Annotated in this window: 15 protein-coding genes; 3 read left to right on the forward strand and 12 right to left on the reverse strand. The window is 39.6% G+C overall.

The annotated features are described in order from the left end of the window. Window positions 1-12: 12 nt before the first annotated feature. From rpsA to ATK78_RS18850, 3 genes are all read right to left on the reverse strand, one after another. The gene (gene rpsA, locus ATK78_RS18840; RefSeq protein ID WP_133577686.1) at window positions 13-1,947 is read right to left on the reverse strand and encodes a 30S ribosomal protein S1; all 1,935 of its coding nucleotides are present in this window, start codon (window positions 1,945-1,947) and stop codon (window positions 13-15) included. Between the two features lie 114 nt (window positions 1,948-2,061). Further along, window positions 2,062-2,988, reverse strand: a complete 927-nt coding sequence (locus tag ATK78_RS18845; RefSeq protein WP_243732574.1) for a GlxA family transcriptional regulator — start codon at window positions 2,986-2,988, stop codon at window positions 2,062-2,064. A gap of 95 nt (window positions 2,989-3,083) precedes the next feature. Further along, window positions 3,084-4,235, reverse strand: coding sequence for a PepSY-associated TM helix domain-containing protein (locus ATK78_RS18850; protein ID WP_133577688.1), 1,152 nt, complete (start codon window positions 4,233-4,235; stop codon window positions 3,084-3,086). Window positions 4,236-4,469: 234 nt separating this feature from the next. On the opposite strand from ATK78_RS18850, the gene ATK78_RS18855 reads away from it, so the two are divergent. Next, window positions 4,470-5,489 (forward strand): LacI family DNA-binding transcriptional regulator, encoded by a 1,020-nt coding sequence (locus ATK78_RS18855; protein WP_133577689.1) that lies wholly within the window; start codon window positions 4,470-4,472, stop codon window positions 5,487-5,489. Between the two features lie 246 nt (window positions 5,490-5,735). Here ATK78_RS18855 and ATK78_RS18860 read toward each other — a convergent pair whose 3' ends face one another. The 4 genes from ATK78_RS18860 to cmk form a co-directional block, all read right to left on the reverse strand. Beyond that, on the reverse strand, window positions 5,736-5,918 hold the full coding sequence (locus ATK78_RS18860; protein ID WP_133577690.1) for a hypothetical protein: 183 nt from the start codon (window positions 5,916-5,918) through the stop codon (window positions 5,736-5,738). Between the two features lie 71 nt (window positions 5,919-5,989). After that, window positions 5,990-7,303, reverse strand: coding sequence for a sensor histidine kinase (locus ATK78_RS18865; protein WP_133577691.1), 1,314 nt, complete (start codon window positions 7,301-7,303; stop codon window positions 5,990-5,992). An 18-nt stretch (window positions 7,304-7,321) separates the two neighbouring features. After that, entirely contained in the window at window positions 7,322-7,999 is a 678-nt protein-coding gene (locus tag ATK78_RS18870; protein WP_133577692.1) for a response regulator transcription factor, read from the reverse strand. Between the two features lie 59 nt (window positions 8,000-8,058). Continuing rightward, the gene (gene cmk / locus ATK78_RS18875) at window positions 8,059-8,739 is read right to left on the reverse strand and encodes a (d)CMP kinase (protein ID WP_133577693.1); all 681 of its coding nucleotides are present in this window, start codon (window positions 8,737-8,739) and stop codon (window positions 8,059-8,061) included. Window positions 8,740-8,767: 28 nt separating this feature from the next. Between cmk and ATK78_RS18880 the strand changes: the two genes are divergently transcribed. Further along, a complete protein-coding gene (locus ATK78_RS18880; RefSeq protein WP_133577694.1) occupies window positions 8,768-9,178 on the forward strand; it encodes a peptide chain release factor-like protein in 411 nt (136 codons plus the stop codon). On the opposite strand, the gene ATK78_RS18885 is transcribed toward ATK78_RS18880, so the two are convergent. The 3 genes from ATK78_RS18885 to lon all read right to left on the reverse strand — a co-directional run bounded on the left by ATK78_RS18885 (window position 9,175) and on the right by lon (window position 13,269). Then, on the reverse strand, window positions 9,175-10,125 hold the full coding sequence (locus ATK78_RS18885; RefSeq protein ID WP_133577695.1) for a lipid A deacylase LpxR family protein: 951 nt from the start codon (window positions 10,123-10,125) through the stop codon (window positions 9,175-9,177). The genes ATK78_RS18880 and ATK78_RS18885 overlap by 4 nt on opposite strands. 130 nt (window positions 10,126-10,255) lie before the next feature. After that, entirely contained in the window at window positions 10,256-10,759 is a 504-nt protein-coding gene (locus ATK78_RS18890) for a hypothetical protein (protein WP_133577696.1), read from the reverse strand. Between the two features lie 35 nt (window positions 10,760-10,794). Next, window positions 10,795-13,269, reverse strand: coding sequence for an endopeptidase La (lon, locus tag ATK78_RS18895; RefSeq protein WP_133577697.1), 2,475 nt, complete (start codon window positions 13,267-13,269; stop codon window positions 10,795-10,797). Between the two features lie 314 nt (window positions 13,270-13,583). Between lon and ATK78_RS18900 the strand changes: the two genes are divergently transcribed. Beyond that, window positions 13,584-14,210 (forward strand): tetratricopeptide repeat protein, encoded by a 627-nt coding sequence (locus tag ATK78_RS18900; RefSeq protein WP_133577698.1) that lies wholly within the window; start codon window positions 13,584-13,586, stop codon window positions 14,208-14,210. A 52-nt stretch (window positions 14,211-14,262) separates the two neighbouring features. On the opposite strand, the gene ATK78_RS18905 is transcribed toward ATK78_RS18900, so the two are convergent. Both ATK78_RS18905 and gpmI read right to left on the reverse strand, forming a co-directional pair. Next, a complete protein-coding gene (locus tag ATK78_RS18905; RefSeq protein WP_133577699.1) occupies window positions 14,263-14,787 on the reverse strand; it encodes a hypothetical protein in 525 nt (174 codons plus the stop codon). Then, window positions 14,787-16,307 carry a 2,3-bisphosphoglycerate-independent phosphoglycerate mutase gene (gpmI, locus tag ATK78_RS18910; RefSeq protein ID WP_133577700.1) on the reverse strand — a complete coding sequence of 507 codons (1,521 nt, stop codon included), beginning with the start codon at window positions 16,305-16,307 and terminating at the stop codon, window positions 14,787-14,789. Before gpmI ends, ATK78_RS18905 begins: the two co-directional genes overlap by 1 nt. Window positions 16,308-16,317: the final 10 nt, after the last annotated feature.

Consider the following 16,317-nt stretch of genomic DNA (forward strand, 5'->3'; position numbering starts at 1 on the left):
TTTAAAGATTAACTAGCCTTTTTTAGCTTTGCTTTCTTCACCTTCCATTTGTTGTTTTAGTTGTGCAAGCACGCCTAAATCACCTAATGTAGATTTTTCAACAGAATCTTTAACTTTTTTAACGGCATTGTTTGATGCTTTAGCTTCTTTTTTCTTAGAAGCTCTTTCTTCAGCAACAGCTTCAGCTTTAGCCTCTTCCCAGATGCGGGCATGAGAAACAACGATACGTTTGGCATCTTTGTTAAACTCAATGATTTTGAAGTCATTGGTTTCTTCAGCTTTGATGGTAGTACCGTCTTCTTTAGCCATGTGTTTAGTTGGTACGAAACCTTCTACACCATATGGTAAAGCGATAACAGCGCCTTTATCCGTTACTTTAACAACTGTACCCTGGTGAATCGAATCTACTGTAAAGATCGTTTCGAAAGTATCCCAAGGGTTTTCTTCAAGTTGTTTGTGACCTAAGCTTAATTTGCGGCTTTCAACATCTAATTCAAGAACAACTACATCTAATGTATCACCAACTTTAGTGAATTCATTAGGGTGGTTTACTTTTTTAGACCATGAAAGATCAGAGATATGGATCAGACCGTCGATACCTTCTTCAATTTCAACAAATACACCGAAGTTAGTCATGTTTTTAACTACTGCAGTATGTTTGCTTCCGATAGGATATCTTTCAGCAACATTTTGCCAAGGATCTTGAGTCAATTGTTTAATACCTAAGCTCATTTTGCGTTCGTCTCTGTCTAAAGTTAATACTTCAGCTTCGATCTCATCGCTAACTTTAAGGAATTCTTGTGGGCTGCGCAGGTTTTGTGACCACGACATTTCTGATACGTGGATTAAACCTTCAACTCCAGGAATGATTTCCAGGAAGGCTCCGTAATCTGCAACAGTAACAATTTTACCTTTAACTTTAGAACCAACAGCTAAGTTTGTGTCTAAAGATTCCCAAGGGTGAGGAGTCAATTGTTTTAAGCCTAATGCAATACGTTTTTTCTCGTCATCAAAGTCAAGAACAACTACATTGATCTTCTCATCTAAGCTCAATACTTCTTTTGGATGCTCTATGCGGCCCCATGAAATATCAGTGATGTGAAGTAAACCATCAACGCCACCTAAATCGATGAATACACCGAAGTCAGTAATGTTTTTAACTGTTCCTTCAAGTACCTGACCTTTTTCAAGTTTAGATACAATTTCAACTTTTTGGCTTTCTAAATCGTCTTCGATTAAGATTTTATGAGAAACAACTACGTTTTTAAACTCATGGTTGATCTTAACAACTTTGAATTCCATTGTTTTACCCACGTATACATCGTAGTCGCGGATAGGTTTGATGTCAATTTGAGAACCAGGTAAGAAAGCTTCAACACCCATGATGTCAACGATAAGACCACCTTTAGTACGGCTTTTAACAAATCCGTTGATGATTTTGTCATTGTCAAGAGCCTCGTTAATAGTCTCCCATGATCTTTGAGTTTTAGCTCTTTTACGAGATAAAATTAGTTGACCGTTAGCATCTTCAGGGGCTTCCACAAAAACGTCAACTGTATCACCAACTTTCAAATCCGGTGTATCACGGAATTCTGAAGTAGATACCAAACCGTCAGATTTAAATCCTACGTTTAATACTACGTCTTTGTTGTTGATTGAAACAACAGTACCGCTGATAATTTCACCCTGAGTGATTTGATTGAAAGTGTCGGTATACATGTCTTCAAACTTTTTACGGTCTTCTTCATTGTAATTTCCGAAAGCTTTGTCGTCTGCATCCCAGTCAAAGTCCTGATCTGGTGTTGCCAATGATGATTTGATCTGTTCGATCGATACTGAATCAGCTTCTGATTCAATAGTTTCTTTCTCAGCCAGACGAGCGTCTGTGCCTTGTAATTCGGCTGTTTTAGCCTCTAGTTCTTTTTCTGCTACTTGTTTTTTAGCCATTAAATTAAAATCTCCTTTTCCCGTTAGGGACGGCAAAGATAAAAATTTATATTTTTAAAAAAAGATTTTTTTTGATAAATGTTGTTGATTTTGAATGGATTGTGCTATAATTGTTTATGCAGCCCTTGGTTTAAACTTATCGCGGTAATCTTTTGGGGTCATTCCTGAGCTTTTCTTAAAGAGCTGCCTGAATGCTTTGGTGTCATTATAACCTGAATGCATCATGACTTCAAGAATGCTTTGATTGGTTTGTTCCAGCAGTTTTTTGGCAGCTTCTATTCTTGTTTTTTGCAGGTACTCTATGAGTGTATTTCCTGTAGCTTGTTTAAAACGGCGAATAATATTACGTCTGCTGGACGGGATCTGCTGCAGAATATCTTCAATGGTGATTGACTTATCGTAATCGTTTTCTATGCAGTTCTGGATTTTATAGACCAGATCATCTCCATGATCCCGGACGGGTGTAAAAATTCCAAAATAGCTTTGCTGCTCACGGTTCATATCGATGGCAAATATTTTTGCCATTCGTACGGCTACATCCCTGTTGCAGTAGTTGTGTATCATCTTCAACAACAGGTGGAAGGTGCTGGTAGCTCCTCCGCTTGTATATATGCCGTCTGAATGCGTAACCACTGCATCCTGTTTTAAAATTACATCCGGAAAGTATACTGCAAAAGCTGGACTGGCATTGATGTGTGTTGTTGCTTCCTTACCGTCTAATAGCCCACTTGCTGCGAGTAGAAATGCACCTGTACAAAAACTTCCGATTTCTGCACCATGTTTGTACTGCTGCTGGATCCATGGAAGCAATTCTTTGTTTTCCGGCTGCGACAGGCTAGACTCTACCGCCTCAAATGCAGGAATTAAAACTAGATCCTGCTGTCCGGAAGTATGGTAGTGGCTGGGATTATATTTTTCAAAGGCTGAGATTTCTGGTGCCGGAGTTCCGGAATACAGTAAACTGAGTTTAAAAAAGGCTGCTTCGCCATTCATCTCGTAATAACTATTTACGGTATCAAAGACATCTAATATAGCAGCCACGCTGAGAAGACGATATTTTTTTGTTAAAAGCAGGGCAACTCGTACCATTGTTTTTCAATTAGTGAGTATGCAAATTAGCAAAAATATCTTTTAGCTCAAGATGTTGTTTCTTTAGTTCTATTCTTTTTTTTACGTCCCCGCCAAATGATAAAGCCTGTAATTGGCAAACTTGCAGCAATTAAGCTGGCAAGAAATGCCATGATCTTTCCAGGTATCCCGGCAATTGCGCCAATATGGATGTCGTAATTCATCCTCATGAGCTTATCTGCTACTGTTGCATTTGCATATTTTCCAAACACATGGGCAACTTCCATTTCTTTGAGTGTGTATTGGTCGTAATAGTAATAGTTTGTTTTCCAAAAGACATCTGTGTCCGGGTTCAATGCCACTTCAATAGCAGATTTAGGGCCATCAGGAACGTGTACTTCCAGACTTCCGCTAAAGTTCTGCAGGGTATCCCGCGTTCTTGCCCAAAGTATATCTATGGCTGGTTTGCGTCCGGCTGCCGCGTTTACCAGTGTACTGTCTGAATAGGTTTCTTCAAACAGGTTCAACTTTTTACCGCCTGAAGATACCCAATAGGCAGACTTAGCAAACCATTGAAATCCCATAACCAGACCCGAAAAGGCAATGAATATCAGGATCCAGGTCATGTAAAAACCAAGAACATTATGGAGGTCGTAATTTACCCTTCTCCATTTGGCATTCCATTTAATGGTAAACCGTTTTTTACTTGCTGCTTTATTCTTAGGCCACCAAAGGATCAATCCTGAAATTAAAAGGAAAAAGAACATTAAAGTTGCGCTGGCTAATACAGGCTGACCAATATTTGCAGGCAGCCATAAATAATAGTGGCCCATGATCATGACCCTGAAAAAGTCATCATCCATATTTTTGACCTTCAAAACTTCACCGGTGTAGGGGTTGAGGAAAACAATCCAGTAATATTCCGGCTCAAATGCAAAGTACACGACCTGAGATGATTTTCCCGGTTGATAGCTGACACTGTGTGCATGCTTTCCGGGAATGGCCTTGTCCGCAATTTCCTTTAACCTGGAAGGTTCCAGTAATGGCTTGTGCTGCGTTTCCGTGAAGCGATAGGGTTGTGATACATTCTCTATTTCACGCTCAAATGCCAGGACGCAGCCGGTAATACCTAAAAAACATACAAATAATCCAGATGTCAATCCGAGCCATAAGTGTATTTGTCCGATCCAGTATTTAAATCTGTTTTTTCTTTTGCTCACTACTTGTTTTTAAAATTTTTAGGTAAAACTTCTTGCGGGTATGGCGATCGTGCTATCAATTTTATTTGGAATAATTCTAATTAGCCCGCAAAGAAAGTAACTAATCCCTTACGAACAAAATTTATTTTAGATGGCCAGATGTTTTTTTGAACAAATTAAATCGGTTTAGGATGTAATAGGAGGGTGTAAATTAAAACCTAATTCCTATATTGCCAATTATATGAAACTACATTAATGAAAAAGAAAGTCTCAATTAAAGATATAGCTAGGCAACTGGGGATTTCAATAAGTACTGTTTCTTTTGTAGTAAATGGCAAAGCCAAAGAGAAAAGAATTAGCGATGATCTCACTAAAAAAGTATTACAGCTTGTAGAGGAACTGGATTATAAGCCAGATGCCCTTGCGAAAAGTTTCCGCACTGGAAAAACAAACATCATCGGATTTTTAGTAGCCGATATTTCTGAGCCCTTTTTTTCCGGAATTGCGAGGTTCATTGATGAAAAGGCTTCTCAAAAGGGATATAAAATTATTTATAGCAGTACAAAGAACAATAAGAACAAGGCGATTGAGCTTCTTCAGATCTTTCAGGACAGACATGTTGATGGTTACATCATTGCACTTCCGGAAGGTTTGGAAGATGAGGTTAAGGCTTTAACGCTGAATCAAAAACCGGTGGTTTTATTTGACCGTTATTTTCCGGAGTTAAATACGGATCATGTGATCATTAACAATGAGGAAAGCACGTATAATGCAACTAAACACCTTGTAGATAATGGTTATAAGCATATTGGCTTTGTAACTATTGATACCATAGAGCAGCAAATGCTTGACCGGTTAAAGGGTTATGAACTTGCGATCAAAACGGAGGGGCTTCAAGAAAGCATCATAAAGATCCCATATTCTAATTCTGCCAGTTCCATTAAGGAGATCTCTGCTTACTTTCAGAAAGAGCAGCAGCTGGATGCGGTGATTTTTGCAGCCAACTATATTTGTATGGATGGTTTGAGGTCTATCCAGAGGCTGGATTTAAAGATTCCTGAAGATCTTGCCGTGGTTTCTTTTGATGATTTTGAATTGCTGGAATTTTCAAGCCCAACTATAACCGCTATTGCGCAGCCTTTAGAAGATATTGCTGAAAATATTATGAGCATCTTATTGTCCAGACTGGACGACCAGAAATCTGAAAAGGGGCATAAACAAGTGGTATTGCCTACGGTTTTAAACGTTAGGAAATCCTCTTTGGCACAATCGTAAACCCGCTGCTCAGTCCATTACCTGCAACTCTCGTAACCTGCATTATAACCTGCAACTCAACCGTAAGCCCGCTGCTCAGTCATTACCTGCAACTCTCGTAACCTGCTGCATTATAACCTGCAACTCAACCGTAAACCCGCTGCTCAATCATACCTGCAAATCAACCATAACAACTTGTACGATAAAACGCTTTAAATAAAAAAACCGCCTGTATACACAGACGGCTTAGGTAAATATTGAACCTGTTTATTTACCTGATTTCTTTTTTTCTACTGTCTTTGTCGTAACAACGGGTACAACTTTCTTTTCTGCTGTTTTTTTATGTGACTTCGTCTTGTGGACTGCTGGTTTTTGTGGGGTTGAAGGTGTTTGTGCGAATGCGCCGAACGTGGTTGCAACGAATGCTAACGCTAAAATTGTTTTTTTCATGTGGTTATTATTTAGTGATTTCTTAGATCAAAGTTGCAGACCCTACATGAAGATTTCATGAAGTTTTAAGGTTAGTTTGGAAAATGTAATTTGAGGCGGGTGCCTTTTCCTTTATGTGATTCTATGGTCAGTTCAATTTGATGAAAAGCGGCTATACTCCTTGCTATTGCAAGCCCCAGTCCGTGGCTGTCTTCTTTTTCTGATTGAAATTTTTCAAAACGTACAAAAGCATTTTGCACCTGTTCTGCATCCATACCTTTTCCGGTATCTTCAATAAAAAGTCCGAAGCCATACTTACTGTTCAGGCTATAGACATTTATAGTACCCGATGGAATATTGTATTTAATTGCATTGCTGATTAAATTCATCAATAACGTGTGGATCAGAGATTGATTTCCATAAAAAGTATGATCTGTGGATATATTCATTTCCATTTTTAAGTCCATCATCATAAGCCGGTGCTGTAATTCTTCAAATACTTCTGCTACGGTTTCTTTAATGGAGATGCTGTCTTTTTTATGGTATTGATTGTTCTCTACTTTTGATATTAACAGTAAACTGTTTATGATAGACTTTAGGCGGCTCAATGTTTTTAGACATGCAAAAATCTTGTTTTCACCTTCTGAGGTTAGCTGTTCATCATTTAGCAGGTTTTCCAGCCTGGTGTTTAATATGGATATTGGCGTTAGCAGTTCATGGGATACATTGGCAATAAATTCTTTTTCAGTAAGAAAGAGTGTGGCAATCTTGTTCATCAGGGAGCTGATGCTTTGGTCCAAAATTTTAAAATCCTGCGTTGTAGTAGCCACAGGTTCATAATTGAAATTTATAGGATCATTTACCTTATTGAGTTTCTTGTCTATAATTTGATATAAGGGCGCTAATAAAAATTGAGTAAATGCGAGATCTGCAATCAATGTCAATACCACCGCAACAATAAGAATGAAAAAGGTAAATACGGAGATGGTATGTTCCAGTTGTGAGATGTTAGACCTGGTTTCTCCTAACTCCAGCTGGTATGTTTTACCTTCATAAATAAAATCTGCTATTAAGATCTGATATTCTTCATTGCTTCCTTCTATACTTTTCTGCTCTGTAATGAAGTATTGTTTAAGTGGGACTTTCGTATTTGCCACCTCTTTGAGAATGATGTATTCTTCTTTGAGCAGGTTATAATCTGTAAATGTTCCCTGTTTGGTGAGGAGGTCATTAATTTCAACATTAGACAGGTTTAAAATCAGCTTGCTTTTCTTTTGTAAAAGGCGCTGTTGTATGTGTTTTGTTGAAATGTGATTGATCGATGCGAGGATGAGAATTCCCAGCAACGTAATAATGGCAACCTTTGTTAGGGTATTGTATAAAGCGAGTTTAAACTGTAATTTCATAACACGGCTTTACTTAGGCTACAAATTAATCCGGTATCCAATACTTCTAACGGTTTCAAACCATTCTATGGCTGCATGTACAGCGAGTTTTTTTCTTAGGTTTTTTACATGAACATCGACAAAGTTAGAATCAGAATTAATTTCAAGAATATCTCCCCAAACGTGTTCGGTTAAATTTACCCTGGATATTACCCTGTTTTTATTTAAAACGAGGTAATTGAATATTTCAAATTCTTTATTGGTCAGGTTGAGTTTTTCTCCGTTAAAGCATACCTGATGGTTTCTGATATCGAGTATAAACTTATGGATCATAACCTCATTCATTTCAAGCTTGTGCTTGCGCCTGATGATCGCATGCATTCTTGCCAGAAGTTCTGTTAGCGAAAATGGTTTTGCCAGGTAATCATCGGCCCCTGCTTCAAGCCCTTTGATGCGGTCATCTACCGCTCCGCGTGCTGTTAATATAATGACCGCATCTTCACGGCCGCTAATCTTTTTAAGCTGGTTTAAAAGTTCGAAGCCATCACCTCCGGGCAGTCCTAGGTCCAGCAGGATAAAATCGTACGAATTGACAAAGATCTTTTCTTCGGCGGAAGACTTTTTCCAGGCATGTTCTACTGTATATCCTTCTTTACCAAGAAATATTGCCATTTCTAAGGCCAGGTTTTTCTCGTCTTCAACAATCAGGATCTTCATTGAAATATAATTGCGAATTTATATAGAACGGTATGATAACTGTTGGAGCGGTATGTGAACTATAAGTGTAAGTGCTGTTGTACTTGTTCCAGTGCGAAATTAAGCTGCTCTTCTTCGGTAAGCTCTGTATTGTCTAAGATAATTGCATCATCTGCCCGCGTTAGCGGACTTTCAACTCTGGTTGTGTCTGCATAGTCCCGGTGTGCCAGATTCTCGAAAACTTCTTCCAGGGTAGTGGTGGTATCGCCTTTGGTTTGCAATTCTTTAAAACGGCGCTCTGCCCTGATCTTCGGGTCGGCTGTCATGAAGAATTTAACCTGTGCATCTTCAAAAACAGTGGTACCAATATCCCTTCCGTCCATGACAATGTTTTTTGATTTCCCCATCCGCTGCTGCTGTTTTACCATTTCTTTGCGGACTTGCTTGTTTGCTGAGATCTCACTTACGGTTTCTGAAACGGGCATCTGCCGGATCTCTTCAGATACTTCTTCGCCGTTTAATGTAATGTGCGACTGATAATCCCTGGAATGAAAGTTCAGTTCTATATGCTGGAGGGCATCTGATACTGCCTCCGGATTATTGATCTCTACCTGGTTTCTAATAAAGAAAAGGGTAACTGCCCTGTACATTGATCCACTGTCTATATAAATAAAGCCCAGCTTTTTCGCTAATGCTTTTGCCAGCGTACTCTTTCCACACGATGAATAACCATCAATGGCAACTACAAGGTTTTTTCTCATATCGCACAAAGTTAATTACTTTTACAGGATGTTACCAAATAAAGATGATGTCATTAAGGCCGTTACTTTTAAAACTTCCAGAAGCGGGGGTAAGGGCGGACAAAATGTAAACAAAGTTTCCAGCAAAGTAGAGCTGATCTTAAATGTCAATGATGCCCCATTTTTTACAGATGCAGAGCGGCTGCTTTTGCAGGATAAATTGGTACATCGTTTAGATTTGGAAGGCAATCTGCACGTCGTTTCTCAGGAAGACCGCAGTCAGCTGATGAATAAGGAGCGTACCGTTGTTAAATTGATCGCATTATTAAAGTCGGCATTGCATGTAAACAAAGTAAGAAAGCCGACTAAAACGCCTAAATCTGTAATTCGGAAAAGACTGGCAGATAAACAATCTGTTGCTGCTAAGAAGGAATTCAGAAAGCGCCCTCAAGCCGATTAGTTAAAGCGGTAGTACATGCTGATTGAGCCGTACTGGTGTGCTTTGGCTGTACTTTTAATTTCTTTGGTCTTAAAAAGCATGCTGAAGTCGAACGTGAAACGCTGTGAGCTGTAATTAAATCCAATCTGCTGTGCGAATACAACTGGTTTTACATCAAATGTAACCGGACTGTTGTTGTTGAACATACTTCCCTGGATGGTTGCATCGTAAGCTACAAAGTTTAATTGTGGCTTGGCATAGAAGAAGATCTCTCTTTTTACCAGCGCTTTAGTCTTTGCCTGGTTTCCGATAACTGCATTTGTGTAAGCTGAATTAAATAGCTGGTTAATGGCACCTGCCCTGAATAGTACGCCTGCCCCTGCACCACTAAAGGTTGTTCCTGCATTGGCGTAACCTTCAAAAGAAAGGTCTGTGGCGTTATTTGATAGCCGTGTAAGCAGTCTGGTGTATTGCAGTGAAAGGTTTACAGCCATCTCATTCCTGATCTGGTACTGCCAGCCGTCGAGTTCATAAAATCCTACGGTATTGTGCAGGAGTTCCTGTCCGTCTTCTGCTAAGGAATTTGGACCAGTAGTTCCAATTTCTGCACTAGCCTTTAAAACACTTTCATTGCTTTTAAACCAGCTAAGTGCGCCGCCTAAGTACAGGTATCCGGCAAATGGTCTGTCCTGCCTGTTTGGATCCGGTGCGTATCCTGATATTGGATTGTACATTTTCTGTCCGGCGGAGATTTCATAGGTCTTTTTTTCCAGTCCTTCTTTTAATGCCGACTGGTTCACTGCCCTGCGAAAGCTTAAAAATAGTCCATTGGTGTAATACCGGTCAGAGCCCTGGGCCAGGTAAGAATCATTGTCACTTTTAAATCCAAACTCATTTTTATAAGTCTGTGCATTTGCATTAAAAAACAGTAAAGTACCAACCGCAATAATCAGGAGAAATTTATTCATAGGTGTTATAAAAGAAAAACTCCGGCAAAAGTACCGAAGTTTTATGTTTTTATTTGAGATTATTTGAAGCATTTAAAATTGCAGTCAGTGCTGACCCTGGCATAAGAAATAAAATGGCTACTATAAATAGCTAAAAAGTATACCCTAAGCTAAATCCAGCATAATAGGGGATGAAATTAGTCCCACTAAAGACAGGAGTAAATCCTGCTCTAAGCGCAAAGCCACTATCTACTGGCTGCAGGCGATAAGCAAAACTCATTGTTCCAATTACTGAACTGCTTGTGCCTTCGTCAAATATAAAGCTTTCTCCGGAGGCTGTAAGGGATGTAAATGTAGCTCCAAGACCTACCTCAAAGAAGTTTTTTCCTTTGCCCAGCAAGTAGTTTAATGATATAGGAACTGTTGTGATGTTATCACCATCAGCTCCTATATAACCTATACCAGCTCTTCCTCCAAGGCCATCTCTTCTGTTGCCAAACCGGGTATCGTAATTGGCGGAAAAGATAAGGCCTTGTCCGCCCAATTCAACAAATACATTTTGTGCACGTTTTACAGGTGTAGTGCTTTCCTGTGCAAAAGATTTGAGAGTTACTACAACCAGTAGTAAGCTTAGCAATAATTTAGTTGTTTTCATTTGGTTAATTTTTAACCAAGTATAAACAAAATAAATTAATTAGCAGGCTGATCCTTAGTCTTAACCGTTATATTTTGTGCATTTTTTACTTTGTCCTTTGTTAATGCTATATCGATAACCTCTTTCATTTCGGTTACGTAATGGAAGTTGAGGTCTTTAATATAGCTTTCCTTGATTTCCAGAATATCTTTACGATTTGATTTACATAAGATGATGTCTTTGATGTTTGCCCTTTTAGCAGCCAGGATTTTTTCCTTAATGCCGCCAACTGGCAATACCTTGCCACGAAGTGTAATTTCACCGGTCATTGCCAGGTTCGATTTTACTTTACGTTGTGTAAATGCAGAGGTTAAGGCGGTAAGCATGGTGATCCCTGCTGAAGGGCCATCTTTAGGCGTTGCACCTGCAGGTACGTGAACGTGAATATCCCATTGGTCAAATACCAAATGATCAATTCCAAACAGGTCTGCATGTGCCCTTAGATAAGCTAAAGCTATGATGGCAGATTCTTTCATTACTTCACCAAGGTTTCCGGTTAGGGTTAATTTACCTTTTCCGGGACTTAAACTTGCTTCAATAAATAGAATGTCACCGCCAACCTGTGTCCATGCTAATCCGGTAACTACTCCTGCAACCTCATTACCTTCATACAGATCTTTATCGTAGATCGGGGCTCCCAGGATCCGTTCAACGTCGTCATAAGAAAGGTTTGGCTCAAATGCCTCGTCCATTGCAATTTTGGTTGCAATACCACGAACCAGCGATCCGATCTTCTTTTCGAGTCCGCGTACGCCAGATTCCCTGGTATAATCTTCAATAACCTTCTCAATTAAAGCATTCTTCAGATTGATGTCCTTTGTCTTTATTCCGTGCTGTTCTTTCTGTTTAGGCAGCAGGTATTTTTTAGCAATCTCAATCTTTTCTTCAATGGTATATCCGTTTACCTCAATGATCTCCATACGGTCTAATAAGGCCGGCTGGATGGAGTTTAACGTGTTTGCCGTGGCAATAAATAATATGTTTGACAGATCATAATCAGTTTCTACATAATGGTCATTAAACGCATTGTTCTGTTCCGGATCCAAAACTTCCAGCAGGGCAGAAGAAGGGTCACCTCTGTGGTCTGATCCTACTTTGTCAATTTCGTCGAGTACAAATACAGGGTTTGCTGCTCCGGCTTTCTTGATGGACTGGATGATCCGGCCCGGCATTGCTCCGATGTATGTTTTTCTGTGGCCTCTTATTTCTGCTTCATCGCGTATTCCACCAAGGGCCATACGTACATATTTGCGGTTTAGGGCTTTTGCGATTGATTTTCCGAGGGATGTTTTTCCAACTCCCGGAGGGCCAACCAGGCAAATGATCGGGGCCTTCATGTCCTTTTTAAGTTTTAGGACAGCCAGATACTCTACAATGCGCTGCTTTACTTTTTCCAGTCCGAAATGATCTTTGTCCAAGATGCGCTGGGCGCGTTTCAGGTCGAAGTTATCTTTTGTGAAATCATTCCATGGCAGGTCCAGAAGCAGTTCCAGGTAATTGATCTGAACGGAGTAGTCGGGGGCCGCAGGGTTCATCCTGCCCAGCTTTTCAAGTTCTTTATTGAAATGATCTTTTACATGTACCGCCCATTTTTTCTTTTTGGCGCGTACCTGTAAGGTTTCATATTCCATGTCTGAAGAATTGCCGCCCAATTCTTCCTGGATGGTTTTTAGCTGCTGATTTAAAAAATAATCACGCTGCTGTTTATCCAGGTCAGTGCGTACCTTGGACTGGATCTGGTTTTTCAGCTCGAGCATCTGCAATTCCAGTGTAAGCAATTTCATCACCATCATTGCCCGGTCACGGAGACTGGTCATTTCCAGCATCTTTTGCTTTTCAGCAACATCGGCATTCATGTTGGAAGAGATGAAATTGATTAGGAAAGAGGTGCTGTCTATGTTTTTTAGTGCAATGCCTGCTTCACTTGGAATGTTTGGTGATAAATGAATGATCTGTGTTGACATCTCTTTGATGGATGCAACAAGCGCTTTAAATTCTTTATCTCCTTTGTGTTTGGCTTCTGTGAATTTGTTGATCTTAACCGTGATGTATGGTTCAGATTTCACTTCTTCAACCAAACGAAAGCGCTGTTTGCCCTGGATGATTACGGTTGTATTTCCGTCGGGCATTTGCAGCATCTTAATGATATGGGCTACAGTACCCACACTATTTAATTGCTCGAAGGTAGGATCTTCAATGGAAATATCACGCTGTGATACCACACCGATGATCTTGTTTCCTTTGTAAGCTTCTTTTATTAATTTTATTGACTTATCTCTTCCTACGGTAATGGGAATGACCACTCCGGGAAACAGCACCGTATTCCTTAAGGGTAGTATGGGTAATACATCCGGGGTTTCCTCATTGTTCATCTCTTCTTCATCCTGCTGGGACATTAATGGGAAAAACTCAGTGTCTTCATCTATGATAGGCAGTGCATTGATAAAATCAAATCGATCTTGTTTACTCATTAAATTATTATTCTTAAAATTATAACGACAATCTGACAGCATGTCGCATTCAATCGCCGTATTTAGTATCAGATAAGCATAATTTCAACTCCTGTGCCAAAATTAAAATACCATGTTTTCTATGTTAAAACGTCATGTTAAAAATAATAATTACTGAAACATCATAATTTTTATTTTTTTGCGTTTATTATAACATATTCACAAAAGATACCTTAATTACATCAACTAATTTTGATGCCATAAAAATAGTTGATAAAATTATTATGGGATTGGGTTAAAACTAAATATATTTATTTTTTATTAGATAAAAATTAATGAACTATTTCAAACAGACTTTAATCTTATTACTGGTAATCTCTGCCATAAATGGTATGGCGCAAAACAACAATTACGATAAGTTGGGTATGCAAGCCTGGTTAAAGGGTGATTATAAAGCGGCCGTAACGCAATTGGAGAAAGCCGATACCAAAGATCCCAATAATGCCGGTGTATTGAAGATGCTTGGTTATTCCTATTATCAATGCGGCAATTTTGAAAATGCAGTTTCTACTTACAGCCGTTACATCACCTTAAAGCCGTCTGATTATTCTGCTTATTATTACCGGGGAAAAGCACGCCTTAATGTGGCCAATGACCCTAAAGAATCTTTGAGCCAGATGAGAGAGAATTTTTATCTTTCTGCGTTGAAGGACTTCACTAAAGCCATTGAGATCAATGGAGAAGAGGATGCCCAGCTTTTACAAAACAGGGGACTGGCTTACAAAGACTATGCGATCTATAAATCATACAAAATAAAGAAGACTGCTGAAAAGACCGCTTGTATTGCTTTGTTTAATAATTCTGTGACGGATTTTCAAAAGATCCTGGTTATGCAGCCACAGCGTAAAGACATCATTTCTTTGGTTGATTATGTGAAAGCCCAAATTACCAGTCTGAAATAAGAAGAAATTTATATTACATATGAAAAATGGGCTGTTTTGCAGCCCATTTTTTTTATTTAAACTTTCCGGTTATCGTATAAACCTTTGGGGAAAGCAGCCTGATGTGCTGTGTTTTTTTAACGCGGTAGATACTATCTGCATAGTAAGTGAGACTATCTGTTGAGGTGTACAGGGAGTTGTTGTTTCTGATCAGGATATTGAAGCCTTTAACCTGCGTTCCTTTATAAAATACAGTCACCTTTTTTACGGGTACTTTTTCATGATCTGAAGTATAAACTTCCTGGCTGCCGTTTTTTTGAACTTTAAAAAGGCCCTTCCAGGATGCTTTATTAAGATCTGCATCTGTAAAGGCACTCAATTCTCGCTTCCAGTCTTTGATGTTAACGGTTTTGGTTTCTGAAGCCGTATCGACCGCTACTGTTTTTGTGAACACTGGTTTTTTTAAGCTGAGCCGGGTAATCTCTTTATTAAAGTAGTCTTTAATGTCAAAATAATTATCCTTTTGCCTGACTTCTGCAGATGGATTGCAGCTGATACAAAACAAAAGGATAACCGGTATAGAAAGGATCCGCTTCATTATATCAGGCTGTTACCAGTCATGATCTCTGGTTTTGGAATTCCCAATAGCTGTAAAACGGTTGGTGCAACATCGCCCAGTTTTCCATCGCGGATGCTGGTATAATCTGAGCCTACTAAAATACAGGGAACCAGGTTGGTGGTATGGGCTGTATTTGCAGATCCATCATTGTTTACCATAAATTCAGAGTTGCCATGATCTGCCAGGATGATAAATGAGTATCCATTTTCAAGTCCTTTATTTACCACGATCTCCGTGCAACTGTCTGCAGTTTCAACGGCTTTAACTACCGCATCAAAAACTCCGGTATGTCCTACCATATCCGGATTGGCAAAGTTCAGACATACAAAATCCGGCCAGCCTGATTCGAGTTCTTTGACAATGGCTTCCGTGATCCCTGCGGCGCTCATTTCTGGCTGCAGGTCATACGTTGCCACTTTAGGTGAAGGGACAAGGATCCTTTTTTCATTTTTAAATTCCTGCTCCCTGCCTCCGGAGAAAAAGAAGGTAACGTGCGGATATTTTTCCGTTTCAGCAATCCTGATTTGATTTTTGTTATGGCTTTCCAATACTTCGCCCAGTGTTTGTGAAAGGTCGTCTTTGGTAAATACGACCTTTACATCTTTGAAGTTTTCATCATAGGTCGTCATTGTCACATAGTACAAGGGCATTTTATGCATATCAAACTCAGGATAATCCTCCTGGGTTAGTACGGCCGTAATTTCCCTTCCCCTGTCTGTTCTGTAGTTGAAGCAGATGACCACATCTCCGGGCTGTATGGTTGCGGTTGGTGTACCATCGGGTTTGGTTACTACGATGGGTTTAATGAACTCATCTGTAATTCCATCGTGATAAGATTGTTCTATTGCGGCAATGGGATCGCTTACAGCTTGTCCAGTGCCTTTTGTTAATAAGTCGTAGGCCAGCTTAACCCGTTCCCATCTTTTGTCCCTGTCCATGGCATAATAGCGGCCAATTAAACTGGCTATCTTTGCGGAAGAATTTTCCAGATGGTGATTCAGGTCTTTGGTAAAATTAAGGCCAGAATTGGGGTCTGTATCGCGTCCGTCTAAAAAAGCATGGATAAACACATCCTTCAAGCCTTGTTCGTCTGCAGCGTCGCATAATGCCTTTAAATGATTAATATGAGCATGTACACCTCCGTCAGACACAAGTCCGATAAAGTGAACCGGTTTGTTATTGGCTTTTGCGTAATCGAAAGCGTCCAGCAATGTTTTATTTTCGTGAAGGGAATGGTCACTTATTGCTTTGTTAATTCTTCCAAGCTCCTGGTAAACGACACGTCCGGCACCCAGGTTCATATGTCCAACTTCTGAATTTCCCATCTGTCCTACCGGTAAACCTACGGCCTCACCGGAAGCTTCCAATTTTGAATTGGGATACTTTAGTAACAGAGAATCAAAGAATGGCGTATTTGCGGCATAAGCTGCATCAGATTTGTCTTTCTTTCCATAACCCCATCCATCAAGGATCAGTAGTACTACTTTCTTATTGCTCATTATCTGCTAA

This window comes from Pedobacter metabolipauper (assembly GCF_004362715.1).
In the GTDB taxonomy this organism is placed as follows: domain Bacteria; phylum Bacteroidota; class Bacteroidia; order Sphingobacteriales; family Sphingobacteriaceae; genus Pedobacter; species Pedobacter metabolipauper.